17 protein-coding genes and 1 other annotated feature are annotated in these 19034 nt (G+C 38.8%); of the genes, 4 read left to right on the top strand and 13 right to left on the bottom strand.

All coding sequences use genetic code 11. From position 1 onward, the window contains the following. The first annotated feature begins 54 nt into the window (after nucleotides 1–54). Nucleotides 55–459: a hypothetical protein gene (locus ABES03_RS24080; protein ID WP_430121470.1), complete on the top strand. Its 405-nt coding sequence runs from the start codon at nucleotides 55–57 to the stop codon at nucleotides 457–459. Nucleotides 460–753: 294 nt separating this feature from the next. Then, nucleotides 754–1644, top strand: coding sequence for an alpha/beta hydrolase (locus tag ABES03_RS24075; protein ID WP_430121468.1), 891 nt, complete (start codon nucleotides 754–756; stop codon nucleotides 1642–1644). A 94-nt stretch (nucleotides 1645–1738) separates the two neighbouring features. Here the strand turns inward: ABES03_RS24075 and ABES03_RS24070 are convergent, their stop codons facing one another. Both ABES03_RS24070 and ABES03_RS24065 read right to left on the bottom strand, forming a co-directional pair. Further along, nucleotides 1739–2878, bottom strand: coding sequence for an acyltransferase family protein (locus ABES03_RS24070; protein ID WP_430121466.1), 1140 nt, complete (start codon nucleotides 2876–2878; stop codon nucleotides 1739–1741). Between the two features lie 167 nt (nucleotides 2879–3045). Further along, a complete protein-coding gene (locus tag ABES03_RS24065) occupies nucleotides 3046–4035 on the bottom strand; it encodes a quinone oxidoreductase family protein (RefSeq protein WP_430121464.1) in 990 nt (329 codons plus the stop codon). Nucleotides 4036–4340: 305 nt separating this feature from the next. On the opposite strand from ABES03_RS24065, the gene ABES03_RS24060 reads away from it, so the two are divergent. After that, nucleotides 4341–5252, top strand: coding sequence for an EamA family transporter (locus ABES03_RS24060; RefSeq protein WP_430121462.1), 912 nt, complete (start codon nucleotides 4341–4343; stop codon nucleotides 5250–5252). Nucleotides 5253–5584: 332 nt separating this feature from the next. Here ABES03_RS24060 and ABES03_RS24055 read toward each other — a convergent pair whose 3' ends face one another. Together ABES03_RS24055 and ilvA are read right to left on the bottom strand one after the other, a co-directional pair. Further along, nucleotides 5585–6304: a YebC/PmpR family DNA-binding transcriptional regulator gene (locus tag ABES03_RS24055; protein ID WP_430121460.1), complete on the bottom strand. Its 720-nt coding sequence runs from the start codon at nucleotides 6302–6304 to the stop codon at nucleotides 5585–5587. Nucleotides 6305–6524: 220 nt separating this feature from the next. Continuing rightward, a complete protein-coding gene (ilvA, locus tag ABES03_RS24050; protein ID WP_430121458.1) occupies nucleotides 6525–7790 on the bottom strand; it encodes a threonine ammonia-lyase IlvA in 1266 nt (421 codons plus the stop codon). Nucleotides 7791–7873: 83 nt separating this feature from the next. After that, nucleotides 7874–8123 (bottom strand) — a binding site (T-box leader). A 186-nt stretch (nucleotides 8124–8309) separates the two neighbouring features. Between ilvA and ABES03_RS24045 the strand changes: the two genes are divergently transcribed. Further along, nucleotides 8310–8822: a gamma carbonic anhydrase family protein gene (locus ABES03_RS24045; protein WP_430121522.1), complete on the top strand. Its 513-nt coding sequence runs from the start codon at nucleotides 8310–8312 to the stop codon at nucleotides 8820–8822. A gap of 84 nt (nucleotides 8823–8906) precedes the next feature. Here the strand turns inward: ABES03_RS24045 and ABES03_RS24040 are convergent, their stop codons facing one another. The 9 genes from ABES03_RS24040 to ABES03_RS24000 form a co-directional block, all read right to left on the bottom strand. After that, nucleotides 8907–9485 carry an SCO family protein gene (locus tag ABES03_RS24040; protein ID WP_430121456.1) on the bottom strand — a complete coding sequence of 193 codons (579 nt, stop codon included), beginning with the start codon at nucleotides 9483–9485 and terminating at the stop codon, nucleotides 8907–8909. A gap of 63 nt (nucleotides 9486–9548) precedes the next feature. After that, the gene (locus tag ABES03_RS24035) at nucleotides 9549–10553 is read right to left on the bottom strand and encodes an aliphatic sulfonate ABC transporter substrate-binding protein (RefSeq protein ID WP_430121454.1); all 1005 of its coding nucleotides are present in this window, start codon (nucleotides 10551–10553) and stop codon (nucleotides 9549–9551) included. 15 nt (nucleotides 10554–10568) lie between these two features. Next, nucleotides 10569–11330, bottom strand: coding sequence for an ABC transporter permease (locus ABES03_RS24030; RefSeq protein WP_430121452.1), 762 nt, complete (start codon nucleotides 11328–11330; stop codon nucleotides 10569–10571). Further along, on the bottom strand, nucleotides 11314–12099 hold the full coding sequence (locus ABES03_RS24025; RefSeq protein WP_430121450.1) for an ABC transporter ATP-binding protein: 786 nt from the start codon (nucleotides 12097–12099) through the stop codon (nucleotides 11314–11316). The genes ABES03_RS24030 and ABES03_RS24025 overlap by 17 nt, the downstream gene beginning before the upstream one ends. A gap of 159 nt (nucleotides 12100–12258) precedes the next feature. Then, entirely contained in the window at nucleotides 12259–13938 is a 1680-nt protein-coding gene (locus tag ABES03_RS24020; protein WP_430121448.1) for a SpoIID/LytB domain-containing protein, read from the bottom strand. Nucleotides 13939–14043: 105 nt separating this feature from the next. After that, nucleotides 14044–15285: an ATP-binding protein gene (locus ABES03_RS24015; protein WP_430121446.1), complete on the bottom strand. Its 1242-nt coding sequence runs from the start codon at nucleotides 15283–15285 to the stop codon at nucleotides 14044–14046. A 148-nt stretch (nucleotides 15286–15433) separates the two neighbouring features. Continuing rightward, complete coding sequence (locus tag ABES03_RS24010) at nucleotides 15434–16309, bottom strand: proline iminopeptidase-family hydrolase (RefSeq protein ID WP_430121444.1); 876 nt, start codon at nucleotides 16307–16309, stop codon at nucleotides 15434–15436. Between the two features lie 140 nt (nucleotides 16310–16449). Next, complete coding sequence (locus tag ABES03_RS24005) at nucleotides 16450–17580, bottom strand: glycerate kinase (protein WP_430121442.1); 1131 nt, start codon at nucleotides 17578–17580, stop codon at nucleotides 16450–16452. Nucleotides 17581–17654: 74 nt separating this feature from the next. Continuing rightward, the gene (locus ABES03_RS24000) at nucleotides 17655–18929 is read right to left on the bottom strand and encodes a GntP family permease (RefSeq protein ID WP_430121440.1); all 1275 of its coding nucleotides are present in this window, start codon (nucleotides 18927–18929) and stop codon (nucleotides 17655–17657) included. Nucleotides 18930–19034 lie beyond the last annotated feature (105 nt).

Genomic DNA, 19034 nt, shown 5'->3' with positions numbered 1-19034 from the left:
ATTTCGGCAGGATAATCATAATATAGAATATACGTTCGTAAGGAGGCGAGGAGATTGTTAAATAACAATGATTCCTTAATTACAGGTGAGATGTTAAACAAGTATTACGAGCTTAATAAAAAGAAAAAAGAAATTGAAATGGAAATGAGTACACTAAAGGACGCTTTCCAAGCATATTTTAATAATCTTGTCGGGTGCAACCATAAAGGGGAAATTACAATAAGTGGATTCAAACTACAAAGACAGATTCGTAAAACTGAAAAATATCATGAAGTGGACACCGTTAGAAGACTAGAAGAATTACAGATGCATGATCTCATCCAAGTGGTTAAGAAACCAGATGATAGTAAAATAAAATCAGCCTTTAATTTAGGGCTGTTAAGTCCACAGCAATTAGAGGGTTGCATCATTACAAATTTCTCTCCTGCTATCTCGGTTAAACCATTAATACCGCGGTAAGAACTAGTTGGAACTTCAGTATAATGATACACATAGAAGATCACTTTATAGAAATCTGTTTAAAACGGTCATGTAGATCCACTACGTGACCGTTTTTCATTTTTTGAATGGTTTCGGTCACGTAGATCCTTCCTACGTTACCGGTTTCTGTTTTTTCCTACTGTTATGGTGATATAGAAAAGAACATCTTAAAATGTTCCTTTGTACGTATGTTAAATTATGGAGGAAATCGGTCAATTACGGAGAATTACATATATGTATGCACTTACTCACAAATTGAAAGGGGAAATTTTGATGGCCAGTCAAGAAAGTATCTTAGTAAGGCAGTATTTACAGATGTCAAAGGCAAACCAATCACCTGAAGCAAATATTGAAACAGCTAGACAAGGATTAGAAGCTTTATCCGCTTTGACCCCAGTAGCTCAAGATATTACTGTTGAAAAAGTGGAAATTGAGGGGATACCAGCGGAATGGGTCAACGCACCAAATGCTATGGAAGACCGTGTCTTCCTTTACCTTCATGGTGGTGCCTACATAATGGGTAGCTGTAATACACACCGATATTTAGCATCAAAGCTGTCTCGCTCCACTGCCGCACGTGTACTTGTTCCGGAATACAGACTCGCTCCTGAACATCCTTTTCCAGCTGCAATTGAAGATGCCGTTCGTGTCTACCGATGGCTTCTCAACTCAGGTGTATCTTCAAAAAATATCGTCATCGGTGGTGATTCAGCAGGCGGCGGACTAACATTAGCAACCCTTTTATCTCTTAAGGATGCGGGCGACCCGCTGCCTGCCTTAGCTGTGCTATTATCCCCTTGGACAGACATGGAAGGCACAGGGGAATCCATGGTAACACGTGCAGAAGCGGACCCCTGGTTATCACCAGATGCCACTCGTTTAACCCCAGCGTTGTATATTCGCGATCTAGATCCACGTCATCCTCTTGTTTCACCAATATATGCTGATTTAACAGGGCTTCCTTCTCTGTTAGTTCATGTTGGAAATGATGAAATCCTACTAAGTGATGCGGCACGTCTAGTGGATCGTGCTCGAGCAGCGGGGGTTGAAGTCAACTTTAAGGTATGGGATGATATGTGGCATGTTTTTCAAACGTTCGCCATCCCAGAGGGTCAACAGGCAATTGATGAAATTGGGGAATTTGTCACTAAACATTTTGAATAAATTATTTTGAAAGTCACATTCTATAAATATATTATTTTATTAACAGAATGAAATAGTCCAGTTCAAATCGAACTGGGCTACTTTTAGATGCTTCTTACAAATTTTTCGAATCAAATATATTAACATCTGGGCTAGACTTTGTTTTACTATCTCCCTTGATACCAAACAGGATTCGTAAAGTAGATACCTTGGAAATCATTAGATGATAAACTAGCATTATGATTAAAAAAGCAACAACCATTAAAAAGATGAGTTTTACTGGAATGGACCATGCCTCATTTGCAATAAAAAATCCTATCGTAACAATAACCGGCTGATGAAGAACATAGAATGGCATGGATGCTTGCGAACCGTATGATAACCACTTATTTGAAAAAGATAAATGCCTTTCCGCTACAGCAAAAATGACAAGGATCCACGTCCAACAATTCAGTGCCTTAATGGATGCAAACAATATTGCTGCTATAAAACCAAATGAAGACATACCTGAAAAGAATCCATTTACAAAAATAACAGTTGTACAAACTGAAATAACTAGATTGATAGGAAGCAGTTTTTGAATCACCTTTTTGAAAGATTCTTTTGTAAGAATAAAATAACCAAATAAAAATAGGACCAAATAAAAAGTAATATCCCAACCTCCAAGACCAACAACATCCACGAAAGCGGACACAATCATTAAAGGAATAGCCATTAGATATAACTGGTATGATTTCAATTCTTTCGTAATAGTTGGTTTCATTTTAAGAAAAAGTGGAAGCGTAATAAGGCTAAATAGCATAAGAATGAACAAATACCATAAATGAAGACCTACAAAAGCAAAATTCCCCGTACCACCAATATCTAAATAAACTCCATCAAAATACTGCGGGAACCAAGAAAAAAAGGATCCGGAAAATTGACCATGACTAACGCGTTCCATATATACTTGTGGAGGTGTTAGAATCATAACACCAAACAAAAGCGGTACACCTAACCTGGCAAGTCGTTCCTTCACATATTCGTTCCCAGACCTTTTCTTCAGGGCATAATAGGAGCTCATGCCCGATAAAGCAAAAAAAATTGGCATCAACCAGGAACTCATAAACAAGGAGACCGATGTAATATAGCTTGGGTCGGTCTCATTATTTTTTACATGCCAAGGCCAGGGATTAAAAAACATGAAACAATGATAAATGAAAACGGCGAGTGTTGCGAGGACACGAATCCAATCGAGATCGTACTGTCTTTTCATATTTTTAAAAATTACCCCCTAAACTATTAACTGGTAGATCTATCTATAATATCCATCATATAACATTTACCTATATTGCGGACATGTTATTTTTACAAAAAATAACCCCTAAAATCAGTTTAGTCTGATTAGGGGCTTTTCAACATCTAGCTTAGAGGCCTATTATTTTATGATAGAGTTTCTTTTACATCTAATATGATTTTTCCAATACTTAATCTACTTTCAATTAGCTTATGAGCTGTAATAGCAGCCTCCAAAGGGTAGTGATGACCAATCTTCATTTTTAATTTCCCTTCACTAAACAATCTGAGCACTTCCTTTGCCGTGGATTGTAAGGTCTCTGGTCGTTTTTTCCTTGTCGTCCCTAAGCTAAAGCCTAGCACCGACCGACAACTAGAATGCAGATCACTGGTTTTAAAGCTACCTACTGACCCACTTGAATTTCCAAATTGAACCAGCCTTCCATATGGTGCAAGACAGGTTAGACTTTGCCCTGTTATCTCACCTGCAATGGAATCGAGGACAATATCTACTCCTTGATTATCTGTTAATTCATTTACTTTTCGTGAAAAATCGTCGTTGTTATAGCAAATAACATGGTCGGCACCAGCCTTTAGTGCAACAGATTCTTTATTTTCGTCACCAACCGTCCCAATAATTTTACTTGCACCTAGCAGTTTTGCCATCTGAATAGCCGTAGTTCCCACTCCACCTGCTGCGGAATGAATGAGGATGGTTTCCCCCTTTTCGATCCTTGCAATATCGGCTAATAGTTTATAAGAAAGAAAAGAAACAATAGGACAGGCAGCTGCAGTGGCAAAATCCATCGAATCGGGAATTTCATATGTAAGAATACCTTCCGCTACTACAAATTCTGCGTAAGACCCATTTGCTGGAAATGCTATGACTCTATGTCCCGGTTGTAAATGATTTACCTCTGCCCCAACTTCCACAATCACACCAGCCGTATCAAGTCCAGGAATAAAAGGGAAGTTTCCTTTTCCTTTTTCACCATATCTCGCTTTCACATCTGCATAATTCACACTCGTTTTCTCTACTCTAATTAATACCTGACTAGCACTTATTTTTGGTGTCTCAACCTCTACATACTGCATAACCTCTGGTGCCCCAAATTCAGGGACGATAATTGCTTTCATTGGTAATCCCCCTTGTTGCTTGATAGTACTATTTTATGGTAATAAATTCAAAACGTATAGATTGAACTTCTTATCAATGTACATAATAATTTCTTATGTTTGCGCTTAAATAACTATAAGTAGCATGAATTATCAAATTGCTAGCAATTTGATAAGAATTTGCTAGCTTATTCCTTCTTCTATTCTATCAGTAAAATATAGTGCCGTACGCGCATCACACCCACTTATTAGCAAATTTATTACATAACTATAGTAAACTTTGCTATATTTATAGATAATTAGTTTGCATCTTTTGGAGGGATAAAATGAATTCGCGCGGTGTCATCTTGGCGTATCCAAGGACAAAAGGGATGATTTTAGTCATAATTGCAGCTACCTTTTGGGGAGTTTCCGGGACGGTTGCTCAATACTTATTTCATCAACAAGGCTTCAGTACCAGTTGGCTTGTTGTCACTAGGTTAATTTTTTCAGGAGTAGGTTTACTCCTGTTTTCTCAAACGGTTGGAAAGCAAAATATTTGGCTGATTTGGAAAAACAAAATGGATGTGGTGAAACTCATCGTTTTTGGCATCTTAGGGATGTTTGGTGTTCAATTTACCTATTTTGCAGCGATTGAACATGGAAATGCAGCAACCGCCACGGTCTTACAATACCTTGCACCTGTAATTATTGCTGGTTATTTAAGTATACGAGGGAATAAGCTACCTACTAAGCATGAAGGGATTGCGATAGTTTTTGCTCTATTGGGAACATTTCTTCTTGTTACTCAAGGAAATATCCATTCACTTTCCATTTCCGTTTCTGCTTTATTTTGGGGAATCTTGTCCGCTTTTTCACTTGCATTCTATACACTTTATCCGAGGGATTTATTATCAAACTGGGGATCATTAATCACGGTTGGCTGGGGAATGACAGTCGGAGGAATTAGTTTTAGCTTCATTCATCCGCCATGGGTGTTTCAAGGAACCTGGAGCCTTCCTTCTTTTTTAGGCGTAATTTTTGTAGTCATTTTTGGCACGTTAATTGCCTTCTTCTGCTACATGGAAAGTATGAAATACATAAAAGCATCTGAGGCTAGTCTTTTAGCCTGTGTCGAACCATTATCAGCTGCCTTTTTAGCAGTTGCTTGGCTACATATTCCCTTTGGAGCAGCAGAATGGATTGGTTCATTTTTAATTATTGCTACGATTTTTATCCTGTCCGCTGTAAAAAAATAATTATTCTTTTGATAGCTATTAAAAAGGCAAGCATGATCCCATGCTCGCCTTTTCTTCCTTCAATGCGAATATCAATACTTGAATACCCTATGCTAGAGCGTACATATGAAATAGCCATTGCAGTCTGTAATTCATATGTCTAATAAAATAGACCGCTCTATAACTCATAATTCGTAAGGTTGAGAGTAAGCTAAAAAGAATATCCAAAGCATATCCCTCCACATTGAAATTTTAGTGTTAAACAATAACACTGTTTTTATTGTTAAACGGAACAGAAAATTTATTCAATTATTTAAAAAGAAAAGCAGACCTGAGGAAGGTCTGCTTATTAATTATTCACCTAAATCCACATTGTGGTACACTTGTTGAACATCATCTAAATCTTCAAGTGCATCAATCATTTTTTCAAATTTAGCTTGTGCATCTTCAGGAAGAGTTACATCATTTTGTGCAAGCATAGTTAGCTCGGCTACTGTGAACTCTGTAATTCCCGCGTTTCTAAATGCTTCTTGAACTGCATGGAACTGATCAGGTTCAGCATAAACAATGACAGAATCTTCTTCCTCAATAATGTCGCGTACATCTACATCGGCTTCCATTAAAAGTTCAAGGACATCATCAGAGGACTTACCTTCGACACCGATTACAGCAGTAGCATCAAACATATAGGCAACAGAACCGCTTACACCCATGTTCCCACCATTTTTACCAAATGCAGCACGGACATCTGAAGCAGTTCGGTTTACGTTATTTGTTAAGGCATCAACAATGACCATGGAACCGTTTGGTCCAAAGCCCTCGTAACGAAGTTCAGTATAGCTTTCTTCAGAACCACCTTTTGCTTTATCAATCGCACGGTCGATAATGTGTTTCGGTACATTGTAGGTTTTAGCCCGCTCGAGAACAAATCGTAATGACTGATTAGATTCTGGATTTGGCTCCCCTTGCTTCGCTGCTACAAAGATTTCCACACCAAATTTCGCATAGATACGACTAGTATTTGCATCTTTGGACGCTTTTTTTTCTTTAATATTGTTCCATTTACGACCCATTATGAACACTCTCTTTCCGCTTTGAATCTACACAAATTTATTATACTAACATGTACCGTTTCAGTATAATAATTAGCAGTTCATGATAATTTCTATTTATTGAATCCAGCACAAAAAAATACTGATTCATACACAGATAATATTATACCTTAAAAATGACATTTGTTAAGTATCATGTTAGTAAAAAAAGACCTTTCCATAAAGGAAGGTCTTTTCACGTCTATACCAGCATTTGAAACAACGTACTATCATTGTTCACTTCTCTGTAAATGAAGCCTTTTGCCTTGATTCTTTCAATTAATGGGAAGTAATCTTCTTTATCCTTCAGCTCAATCCCTACCAACGCAGGTCCCGTTTCTCTATTGTTCTTTTTCGTGTACTCAAAATGGCTAATATCATCATTTGGTCCAAGTACATCAAATAGGAACTCACGTAATGCACCCGGACGCTGTGGAAACTGTACAATAAAATAATGCTGAAGTCCTTCGTATAGTTTAGAACGCTCTTTAATTTCCTGCATCCTTCCAATATCATTGTTGCCGCCACTTACAATACAAACCACTGTTTTCCCTTTTATTTGATCTGCATATGTATCTAGAGCTGCAACGGAAAGCGCACCGGTTGGTTCAACGACAATAGCATTTTCATTATAGAGGGACAAAAGCGTCGTGCACACCTTACCTTCTGGAACAACCGTAATTTCATCCACAATTTCCTTACAAATGGTAAAGGTTTTTGTACCTACTGTTTTAACTGCAGCACCATCGACAAATGGATCGATTTCTTCGAGCTTCGTTACTTCTCCCTTTAAAATAGATGTCTTCATCCCTGGTGCTCCTTGAGGTTCGACGCCGATTAATTGTGTTTGCGGGGAATAGTGCCTTAAGTACGTACCTACTCCAGCAAGGAGACCACCACCACCGATTGCCGCAAACAGATAATCAATTTTTTCAGGACAATCATTTAACAATTCAACAGCAACGGTTCCTTGACCTGCAATCACATCATAATCATCAAAAGGGTGAATAAAAGTTCGGTTTTCATTCCGACTACATTCCATTGCTTTATCATATGCATCATCGAAGGTATCCCCCACGAGGACAATCTCCACACTGTCCTTTCCCCAAAACTTTACCTGGTTCACCTTTTGCTTTGGCGTCGTACTCGGCATAAAGATTTTTCCGTTGATGTTTAACAAATGGCAGGAGTAAGCAACACCTTGTGCATGATTTCCTGCACTTGCACAAATAATCCCGTTTTGAAGTTCTTCCCCATTCAATTTTTTAATACGGTTGTAAGCGCCACGAATTTTAAATGAACGAACACTTTGTAAATCTTCCCGTTTTAAATACACTTGGCATTCATACCGTTCGGAAAGCAAATGATTATACTGCAATGGAGTTGGTGAAATCACATCCTTGATGGTATGGCTGGCAATAATAATATCCTCCACATTAAACGCTTTTTTATCGACCTGTTGATTCATCTTCACGTTCCCTCCCACATAATTCATGTATGTTAGAAATAGATATTTATTGTCTAAAAACAACAAAAAACCCGTCCCCATAATATAGGGACGAGTTAACTCGCGATACCACCCTACTTCCGCAAGTTCAAAAAGAAGCTGCGGCTCTCGATCAACGTACAATTTCTTGTACGTGTTCCATCATAACGGCGGACAAACCGGTGTAGCCTACTTGGACTGTTCAGCTAAACATCTCTGAGATGATCTTCAGATTGCCCTGTTATCGGCTCCCAGCATATGCCGACTCTCTGTGAAACAAGGAGCAAATCCTACTCTTCTCTTCATAGATTCAAGATTAATTTTTTATAAGGTTACCACCGAAAAAAATCACTGTCAATGTTTTTTGATTATTTTTACTATTTTGTAAATTATGAAGCGCTTACAATTTAATTAGGCATTTTTGAGCGGTGTATTGCACACTTCATGTTATAATTTTATTTAGATGTAAGATTATTCTGAAAGTTATTGGAGTGATTTATGATGTTGATTCCGTACAATGGAGTTTCACCTACTGTTCATGATTCTGTCTTTGTGGCACCAGGGGCGTATATCATTGGGAATGTTCAGATTGGAAAAGAATCAACGGTTTGGTTTAACGCAGTACTTAGGGGTGATGATGGACCAATTATCGTTGGCGAGAGATGCAGTATTCAAGACAACTCGACTATTCACCTATACGAGGGTTTCCCTGTCATTATTGAAGATGATGTAACGGTCGGCCACAATGTTATTTTACATGGATGTAAAATTGGGAAGCGTTCGATTATAGGAATGGGTTCCACGTTATTAGACAACGTCGAGGTTGGCGAGGAATGTATAATTGGCGCCAATACTTTGCTTGCTGGAGGAATTAAAATACCGCCCCGCTCCCTCGTTCTAGGCTCGCCAGGTAAAGTCGTTAGAGAACTAACAGAAAAGGACCTGCAGATGCTGCAAATGTCCAGTGAACACTATGTTCAAAAGGGGAAAGAGTTTAGGGAGATACTAAAATAAAAAAATGGGGCCATTGTTTTTCTTTTATGGCCCCATAAGTTCGGTATTTAGTTAACATAATATTATAAACAACAAGTTGCAAACTTATTGTAACGACTTTATATCCTTCACAATCTGCTCATAAGGCGGCTCCGATACCCCTTCATATTTTTGTACAACAATCCCCTTTTCATCTACTAAATAAAAGGAAGTACTATGAACAAATTGATTCGATCCTTCTAGTTTAGCTGCTGCCGCCATAAAAGATTTATTTGCAAAGCTCTCAATGAACTCCTGCTTATAACCAGTAACAAGGTCCCAATTCGAAAAATCAGCACCTACCCCACTTGCATAGTCCTTTAATACCCCTGGTTGATCATTTTCAGGGTCAATACTAAAAGAAACAAGATGGGCATCTACATCTTCATCAGCTAATTTACGCTGCAGCATGGCCATGTTTGCCGTCATAGGAGAGCAGACCGTATCGCAATTGGTAAACATAAAGTCGGCTACCCACACTTTTCCCTTTAACTTAGAAAAAGAAAACGCCTCTCCATCTTGGTTAATCCCATCGAAATTGCCCACTTCCATGTGCAGTGGAAAATCATTCTCTACTTTCTTTTCTTCCTTTGAGCACGAAGATAGAACCGTCACGCAAAGGAGGAGAAATAATATACGTTTCAACGAAAACCACCCTTTTTCACAAAAAGGTGCCGAGTCAAATGACACCAGCACCTTTCATTCATATTAGTTAATAAATTGTAAATCTATTAAAGACGCAAAATCCGGCTTTTCCTTCAAGAACTTAAGCTCAACAGAAGAGTTAGCGAAGTCTTGGATTACATCTTTATTGACATCCGTTGTAAAACGGATATTTTCCCAAGCACCATCAACAATTTCCTTATCTAGTTCTTGTTTTGTGCTCTCTTTAATGCTCTTAATCGTAATTTCTTTAGCTTCATCAGGATTATCCTTGATAAAAGCAATCGCCTCATTTTGTGCATCTACAATCTTTTGAATAATATCTTTGTCCGCTTTAATTTTCTTGCCGCTTGAAACGAGAATTGTATTCGGTAATGTGGTTCCAAAAGAAATCTTTTTGCTGTCAACGATAATTTTTGCACCAGCTTCTTTTACTAACTGTGAAGCCCATGGCTCTGGAACAGCTGCGATATCCACTTTTCCTGATTCAAACATAGCTGCATATTGTGCTGGATTACCAGTTACATGCTTTAGTGTACCGCCAATTCGCGCAGAAGAAATACCGAAATCTTGTAAGAATGTCTCCATTTGAACATCATGCGTACAACCTACGCCTGGAGTAATAAAAGTTTTACCATTGAAATCCTCTACAGAATTCACTCCGCTTTTCTTGCTAGCAACAATCGCTGTTCCACCTGAAGATGCTCCTGCAATAATTTTTACGTCAGCGCCATTTGTGAAGTTATTCATAACAGGTCCTGGACCAACTAAACCTGCATCAATCTCTCCAGTTTTTAGTGCGGTCATAAAGGCACCGCCATCAGGGAACGTCTTGTATTCCACTTTAACGCCATCCCCTAATTCTTTTTCATAGTAGCCTTTTTCACGTGCAATCATGGCAGGTGCATGGTCAATATTAGGGAAATAGCCTATAACAACCTTTTTCTCTTCTTTACCTGATCCTGAACTTGCTTGGTCTGTCCCACATCCAGCTAATGCCCCCATTAGAAGTAGGAATAATAAGCTAATAATCGCAGTCTGTTTCTTCATTTCTCTATTTCCCCCTTAATTAGTTGTTTCTAGACCCCAACGGCGAATTACGTTTTGTTCCACTCGTTGGAAGAAGACAATATCAACAACGGTGCCAATCACACCAATGATAATCATAATGGCAATAACCATACTCATATTGCCAAAATCTGAAGCGTATTTCAGCGTATAGCCTAGTCCAGGTCCTGTGCTTAGAATTTCCCCAGCCATGAGTGCTCGCCAAGCAAATGCCCAACCAAGTCTTGCTCCCGTTACGGCGTAAGGAATGGACGCTGGAAAAATCACGCCCGTAAAGAGGTCGAACCCACCAGACCCCATAGTTTGTGCTGCTCGTATATAAAGAGGCGGCACATTTTTTATGCCTATTCTCATATTAATGGTCATGACAAGCGTAGCACCAAGGACTACGATAAAAATGACCGATGTTTCGTTCAGTCCGAACCACATAATCGCAATTGGTAACCAAACAATACTAGGTACACTCTGAAGTGCTAAGACCAGTGTTCCTAACGTTTCATCCGCGGTTTTATTTTTCGCTAAAAGAATGCCAAGACCTAAGCCTAGAACAATCGATATACCTAAACCAATGAATAAGCGGCGGAAACTCGCTAAAATATCATAGATTAATGTTTTATCAGCAAAGCCCTTGATTAACGCCTCTAGGACATCCGTTGGTGCCGGCATAACAGAGGGTGAAACACCACTCACTGATACACCCACCTGCCATAACACAACTAAGGCTACAAAGAAGATAATACGTTTAATTGTTGGCTGCATAGGCTAATTCCTCTTTTACCACTTTATCAATCTCTGATTGTAATAAACTCATAATCTTTTCCTCTAATTTTGCTACCATTTGTGTATGATTTTCACGAGGTCTTGGTATTTTTACCGGAAGATCTTCTAGAACCACACCAGGTCGTGTTCCCATAACAATGATTCTGTCTGATAGCTTGATAGACTCACGAATACTATGAGTAACAAACAAAATGGTTTTTCTCGTTTCGATCCAAATTTTTTCTAATTCAAGATGAAGCCTTGATCTGGTTTGTTCATCAAGAGCGCCAAACGGTTCATCCATTAGTAATACTTTAGGATTCATTGATAAGGCTCTGGCAATGGATACCCGTTGTTGCATACCACCTGATAACTCATGTGGTGAATGCTTCGTATAGTTGCTTAGTTGTACCATTTTCAAGTAATGGTGAGCAACCTCCCTTGCCTCTTTCTTTTTCATTTCCTTCCTTAGTGCAAACATCACATTCTCTTCTACTGTCATCCAAGGAAAAAGCGCTGCCTGCTGGAATACCATTCCGCGGTCTCTCCCTGGCTTGGTAATTTTCTCACCGTTCAGAATTACCTCACCACTAGATGGCTTGGTTAAACCGGCCACAATTGATAATAATGTTGATTTTCCACAACCTGAAGGTCCAAGGATAGAGACAAACTCTCCTTCCTTAATGTCAAGATTAATATTTGAAAGAACCGTATTAGTCGCAGATTGGTTACCAAATTCTTTATTCACATGGTCTATATGAAGAAACATATACCTCACCCACTTTACCTATAATTCACATTAGTTTTATCGGATTAATATTAATTAAATTTATTATAATCTTTATCAGAGTAAAGTCAATCTTTTTCCAAAAAAAAGTGCCTGACACCTAGCAGAAAAATCCGCTGGGTGTCAGGCACCGCTTAAAAATTATAGTAAATAACCACTTGAATGGAAGGTGTACCATTTTCCATTAATGTATTGCTTATTTTGAACCATTGCACCGGATGATGATAAGAAATATTTCTTTCCACGATCGGTAATCCAGCCAGTAGCCATTGCACCAGAGGAATATAGATAGTACCACTTATTGTTAGCTTTTAGCCAGCCAGTGGCCATTGCTCCATTTGGATTTAAAAAGTACCACTTTCCGTCAACTTTTTGCCAGCCAGTTAGCATGACACCATTGGTCCCAAGATAATACCACTTGCTAGCATCCTTTAGCCAACCAGTTGCTTTAGTTCCGTTTGATTGAATGTAATACCACTTTCCTTGCTCTTTTAACCAGCCTGGCTTTTTAGCAGTAGCTATAGTTTGGGTATTTCCTTCATACATTTGTGTAACAGCAATCCCTGGATAATAAAACTTTAATATTTCTTGATAATTTTTCCCTGTTCCTGCCATGTTTTGGGCGCCCCATTGACTCATCCCTACACCATGGCCGTCACCTGTACCTGATACATTAATCACACCATTTTCTACTTTCACTTCATTTACTAAATAACTAAGCATCATACGATTACCTATTATAGATCGTACTTTAGATATACTGACATTTGAAAGCGACATATGTTGTGTTATTAAGTTACCTAGTTCGTCTACCTTATCTTTTACAAAAAACTCTACCGTTATGTTTCCTTTTGAGACACGTTCACCAGAACCCACACTATGAAGTGAAAATTCAGGAATGGAAATAATTTTCATTTCTTTATTTGCATAACCATTGTTGGTTAGCCACAGCTTAATATTAGATGAAATGGTTGAATCAAGTTCTATTGTTGAGGACCACCAATCTGATGGTTTTGTTAAGTCCAACGAGGAAATATCTATTTGTGTTTGATGAAATGCAAACTTCCAACTTGTTTTTGGATCATAAGGATCTTGTTTAATGGGCAAGTAAGGAACAGCAGTTGTTCCCCACGCATTGGCGTTACTTTCAGTCCGACCACCATTACTGGCAGAATATACAGCATCGATTAGACGGCCATTATACTGGGCAACCTGGCCTTTCGTTTCATCTACTGCTCTTGTTGTATTAGGTGTCCAAATATAGCCACCGTATACTTGATATAAAATGGTGTCATCTATCAAACCGCGATTAATATAACTCATTGCATACGTTCTTGCTGCCACAGCTTGAGTTTTTAACGCTTCGATGTTCCAAAATGGATACATTTCAATTGGAACAACGCCTTTTAAATAATTCTCCATTGTAACGGAGTTTATTGGGCGGATATATTTTTTGTTTTCAATCATAAAATCAAAGTTGCCTAAATAGAGGCGATTATTAATGGAAAGTTGTGAACTAGATGAAATAGGACTGGCAGAAAAGGAATCAAATGATTTAATTAGATTATTATCTTTATATAGTACTATTTTTTCATTTTCTAATTTTAATACATAAGTGCTTCCTGATTTTAAAAGAATAATCTGGTCACTCGTTTTATAGTCACCGGTTGGTTTTATGGTGATTTCTGATTTGTTACCCAAAAAATTAATCAATTTCACTTTAACAATTGGTTCCGACTGCGCTTCTGCAAACCCGTGACCAAAAGTAAATACAGATAATAATAATGATAACACTGCTACACAAAGCAAGATTTTCTTCAACGGATGATATCCCTCCGAAACTAGTAATATAGGACCAGCTGTTAGGATAATCATATAGTATTAGATTTAGTTGCGACAATGGAATATTATTTCCAAATAACTTTTTTAAAAAAGGACAGGTTCTTGTTTAATTAATGGCTGAGTCATAGTTGGAAGAAGAACTTCAATACGAGTTCCCTCATTTACTTTGCTCGTTATGTTTAAAGTGCCATGGTGATTTTCTACAATCTTAAAACAAGTCATTAATCCAAGTCCGGTTCCCTTTTCTTTTGTGGTATAAAAAGGCTCTCCAAGCGTAGAAATTCGTTCTTCAGGTATTCCCAAACCTGAATCAATAATCTGGACTGAAATTTTTCCTTCCTGCTTTTCTTTTACGATGACCTCTATCGTTCCACCTTTTGGCATGGCTTCTATTGCATTTTTCAAAAGGTTTAAGAAAACCTGTTTTAATTGATTTTCCTCACAGCTGATGCTAGGAAGTTCAGGACTAAACTCAGTGAGAATTTGTACATTGTTCAAGATAGACTGGTTGTTAATTAAGGTTATAACATCAGTTAATAATTCCTTGATATTATGTTCAACAAAAACAGCTGCCGTTGGTTTTGCGAGGACGAGAAATTCACCAACGATTGAATTAATCCGGTCAAGTTCTGTCAATACAATTTCGAAGTACTGATCATTTTTAGTGCTATTTTTCATTAGCTGAATGAATCCTTTAATGGAGGTAAGAGGATTCCGAATTTCATGCGCAATACCTGCTGCCATTTGCCCAAGAAGAGCCAACTTTTCTGACTTTTGAAGAAGTCGCTCGGTTTCTTCCTTTTTCTCCGTAATATCCTTGCCAATGGATAAAACGGCCGCTTTTTCACCAAAGACAATAGACAGGGAAGATACTTCAAAAAAGAAAGTGGTTCCATCCATACGCTTTGCTCTATATTCAATCGTGTGGATTGGCTGTTTCTCTTTCTTTATTTGCTTATAGCGCTCTAATAAACGCCCCTTATATTCTGGAACAATAAAGTCAAAAATGGACTTTCCAATGATTTCGTCTTTATTTTGAGCACGAAGCATACTTACTGCCGCGTTATTCACATAAAGAAATCTATGATCCCTTGTAATATAAACGGGTTCGGGCAGCGAATCAATCAATCTCTTATAACTAATCTCTCCAGCCTGGGCCCTTTTTGCATAATAACGTGACTTATCATATTGCCATCCAACGACCCAAGCTAAAAAGGTAAAGAGAAAGAAGTCGACTTCAAAAATTGGATCCTTCTCGGTAATATATTGATAGATGGTAAATAAAATTGAAATGGAAACGAGAATAAGTTGGCCCAATCTTTTCATTATATTTTCCCTCTTATATAGATATATTTTCCTATACCATTCGACAAATCCCGTAATTTTCCTTTTTCCTTCCCTACATTTCACTAAATTGTTATAAATTTAAGGAGTTAACGAAAAAAATGGCGAGACCAAGTGTCCCGCCAACGATTTAGTTAGAATCAACCTCTCTTAAAAACTCTCCTACTACTTGTAAATACTCTTCTGGCTCTTCAACATATGGCATGTGCGCACTGTTTTCAAACACATGGAAGCGTGAATTTGGTGTTAAATTGCTGAAATACTCAGTTGACTCAGGGGTTGCTTCATCAAAACGGCCGCATGTAAAAAGGGTTGGACAAGTAATGCCCTTTAATTGAGATGTACAATCAAATTCTTTAAGGTTTCCTAATACCGTAAATTCAGATGGCCCCCACATGATATTGTATACTTCTGGATTTCTAAATTGTGAGCCTTGCTTTAACCAGTCAGGAAAAGGATCTAAACGGCAAACAAAGTTTTTATTAAATTCATCTGTAGCCTCTTTGAATTCCTTCGAATCCGTTGTCCCATTTTCCTCACATCGTTTGATCGTTTCTTGCACCTCGAGAGGAAGTTTTTGTAGGTTGCGTTTCTGGTCTTGTTCCCATAGCGGTGCACTAAGGCAAGAGCTTGAAAAGATGACACTTTTTACACCGCTTGGCTGTGTTAAGCAATAGGCCGCAGCAAGGGTGGTTCCCCAGGAATGGCCGAGAATATGGACCACACCTAAATTTAAGGCCTGTCGTACTTGCCCTAATTCTTCCACGAAGCGTTCCAAACGCCACAGTGAGGTATCAGTTGGTCTGTCCGACCTTCCACAGCCTAGTTGATCATAAAAGATAACTGGTCGTTCCTCTGCTAGTGCTTTCAATCCTTGAAGCGAATAGGAGGAAGACCCTGGTCCCCCATGTAAAATAATAACTGGCGTACCTGGTGCACTTTCATTAAACATTTGAACCCACACTTTTCCCCCAGTTACTTCTATGAATCTCTCTTCACCCATCATGAATTCCCCTTTAGATAGTTGATTTGTTATTTTCTAAATTTGACACATGAATCAACGGAATTGCTTTGTCACTCCTTACTAATAGTATACCAAAAGAAAGCCTACCCCTCGATATGTACCGAGAGATAGGCCTAAATTTATTATTTCATTTTCCAAATTGCTGCAATATTGGCAGCTGTTCTTTCTACATATTCTGCTGCATGTTCGAAGGCGTCTTCAAGTAAAACAACACCTGGAACAATACTAAAAATAGCATCGATTCCATAATCATGAACAACATGACTCTCTTTTCCGAGGTTTCCGGCAAGTCCAATCACAGGAACATCATATTTTTTAGCCATTTTTGCTACGCCAATTGGTGTCTTCCCAAAGATGGTTTGATGATCAATTTTACCTTCACCCGTGATGACCAAATCAGCATTTTCAACCGATTTGGAAAGAGCAGTTGCATCAATCACTATATCGACACCCCGTTTTAATACGGACGGTAAGAAGGCTAACAAGCCTCCGCCAAGCCCACCAGCGGCTCCAGCTCCTGCTACATCTTTTATATTTTTTCCAAGCTCACGTTCAATAATGGTTGCATAGTGGTCAAGATTACAATCCAATTGTTCGACCATTTCCGGTGTCGCGCCTTTTTGAGGACCAAAAATAGCGGAAGCTCCTCTTTCTCCTGTTAGTGGATTATCTACATCACAGGCAACCTCAATTTTAATATTCACTAAGCGTGAATCTAATTGAGCTAAGTCGATCGAAGCTAATTTACCTAGCGCCCCTCCGCCTTCTCCGATTTCCAAACCATTCTTATCGAATAATCCCACACCAAGGGCTTTAGCCAACCCAGCACCACCGTCATTAGTGGCACTTCCACCGATTCCAATAATGATATGAGTGGCACCATAATCAAGAGCAGCTGATATTAGTTCTCCTGTTCCTCTCGTTGTGGTAATTAACGGATTTCGTTTCTCTCTTGGAACTAGGTGTAACCCAGATGCTGCCGCCATTTCAATCACTGCCGTACGTTTATTACCAAGCATACCGAAAAACGCTTCGACTGGTTCTCCAAGAGGACCCGTTACAGTTTTCCGGATAATTTCTCCACCGGTTGCATCAACTAGAGATTGAACAGTCCCTTCTCCACCGTCTGCCATCGGTATTTTCACATACTCTGCATTTGGAAAATGATATTTAAAGCCTTTTTCAATTGCCTCAGCTACTTCAAGGGCTGAGAGGCTTTCTTTAAATGAATCAGGTGCAATAACTATCTTCATCTCGATCCCTCTCCTATCAATTACATTGGATGCTGTAAAAAGAGGAGTGTTTCGCCCCTCTTTTGGTCATTTATCTATCCGAAAAAGTGAAACACTCCATAAATCAAGGTTGAAATAATCGCCATGGATAAACCTACTAGCGTTTCATAAGGAATAACCTTCAAACGTTCTTTGATTTCCATGTTTACGCTTCCGCCAGTCGCGTGGAAAAAGCTTCCGTGTGGCAGGTGATCTAATACGGTAGCACCTGCATGAATCATAGCAGCACCAGCGATAGCTGATACACCCATACCTAAAATCGTGCCACTAAACACTTGGCTCGCCACTGCTGTTCCGGCTGTAGTTGAAGCCGTTGCTGCTGACATGAAGATACCTGATACTGGAGCAAGTACATAACCTGGAAGCCCAAGTGCATTTAGACCTTCGATTAACAAGTCCTTCAAACCAGAATTAGCAATAATTCCTGCAAGTGTTCCTGTTCCAAGTAACATAATTGCAACACCTGACATTTTTCCTAAGCCCGAAACAGCATACTCATTGATTTTTCTTCCTCTACCCATTACAAGGGCACCAACAATTCCCCCAACCGGTAGAGCGATCATCGGATCAATGCTGATATCAAAAAGTGGTCTTAATGCTAATAAAATTATGGTTACAAGAGGGGCAACAATCGCTGGTAAAAAGAGCGGAAGTTTTCCTCCATTGTGTACTTGAATTTCAAAGTCTTTGATAGCTGAACCTTTTTTCACTAGCTTTTTCGCTATAAAATAAGTAAGTGTTAATCCAACAATGGCAGGAATGATACCCGCGGCCATAATAGATGTCAAGGGAACCTTAAATGCATCCGATGCGGCAATGGCATTTGGGTTTGGTGACATGAGGTTACCAGCTTTACCTCCACCAATCATAGCCAACAAGATCGCAGTTTTTGAAATGCCCGCTCTTTTGGCAATCGCTAGGGCAATAGGTGATACAGTGATAACGGCAACATCGATGAATACTCCAACAGCCGTTAAAATCAAGGTTGCTACCGCTAGGGCAAGTAACGCTCTTGTTTCACCCAATTTTTTGACGATCGTCTCTGCGATAACAGCTGCTGCACCAGATTCAATTAATACACCTGCTAGAATACCAGCAGCTAAGATTCGTAGTACAGCTGGAATAATGCCTTTCGCACCTTCCATCATTAAGGTTACGGTATTAGTAATATCTACTCCACCAATCAGTCCGCCGATTAATGCTCCAGCGATCATTCCATATGCAGGAGAAACCTTTTTCAAAATTAAAATAATAGCTATTACAAGTGCACAAATGGCACCTAAAGCGCTTACTTGGATATTTGCATCCATTTGTATATCCCTCCTTGTTTGTCTGTATACTCATTGTAAGCGTTTGCTACATCGTTTTCATTGGGCAAACCATCAAAAAAAAGACCCGGTTTGACCAGGTCTTTT

Origin of the sequence: Neobacillus rhizosphaerae (assembly GCF_050477885.1) — a bacterium.
In the GTDB taxonomy this organism is placed as follows: domain Bacteria; phylum Bacillota; class Bacilli; order Bacillales; family Cytobacillaceae; genus Neobacillus; species Neobacillus rhizosphaerae_A.
The sequence above is the reverse complement of the archived record's forward strand: the minus strand, read 5'-3'. Positions and strand labels throughout refer to the sequence as shown.

Bases quoted from the DNA above. Each gene is read 5' to 3' on its own strand.
- ABES03_RS24075 (WP_430121468.1), top strand. From the start codon at position 754: ATGGCCAGTCAAGAAAGTATCTTAGTAAGGCAGTATTTACAGATGTCA.
- ABES03_RS24070 (WP_430121466.1), bottom strand. From the start codon at position 2,878: ATGAAAAGACAGTACGATCTCGATTGGATTCGTGTCCTCGCAACACTC.
- ABES03_RS24065 (WP_430121464.1), bottom strand. From the start codon at position 4,035: ATGAAAGCAATTATCGTCCCTGAATTTGGGGCACCAGAGGTTATGCAG.
- ABES03_RS24060 (WP_430121462.1), top strand. From the start codon at position 4,341: ATGAATTCGCGCGGTGTCATCTTGGCGTATCCAAGGACAAAAGGGATG.
- ABES03_RS24055 (WP_430121460.1), bottom strand. From the start codon at position 6,304: ATGGGTCGTAAATGGAACAATATTAAAGAAAAAAAAGCGTCCAAAGAT.
- ilvA (WP_430121458.1), bottom strand. From the start codon at position 7,790: ATGAATCAACAGGTCGATAAAAAAGCGTTTAATGTGGAGGATATTATT.
- ABES03_RS24045 (WP_430121522.1), top strand. From the start codon at position 8,310: ATGTTGATTCCGTACAATGGAGTTTCACCTACTGTTCATGATTCTGTC.
- ABES03_RS24035 (WP_430121454.1), bottom strand. From the start codon at position 10,553: ATGAAGAAACAGACTGCGATTATTAGCTTATTATTCCTACTTCTAATG.
- ABES03_RS24030 (WP_430121452.1), bottom strand. From the start codon at position 11,330: ATGCAGCCAACAATTAAACGTATTATCTTCTTTGTAGCCTTAGTTGTG.
- ABES03_RS24025 (WP_430121450.1), bottom strand. From the start codon at position 12,099: ATGTTTCTTCATATAGACCATGTGAATAAAGAATTTGGTAACCAATCT.
- ABES03_RS24015 (WP_430121446.1), bottom strand. From the start codon at position 15,285: ATGAAAAGATTGGGCCAACTTATTCTCGTTTCCATTTCAATTTTATTT.
- ABES03_RS24010 (WP_430121444.1), bottom strand. From the start codon at position 16,309: ATGATGGGTGAAGAGAGATTCATAGAAGTAACTGGGGGAAAAGTGTGG.
- ABES03_RS24005 (WP_430121442.1), bottom strand. From the start codon at position 17,580: ATGAAGATAGTTATTGCACCTGATTCATTTAAAGAAAGCCTCTCAGCC.
- ABES03_RS24000 (WP_430121440.1), bottom strand. From the start codon at position 18,929: ATGGATGCAAATATCCAAGTAAGCGCTTTAGGTGCCATTTGTGCACTT.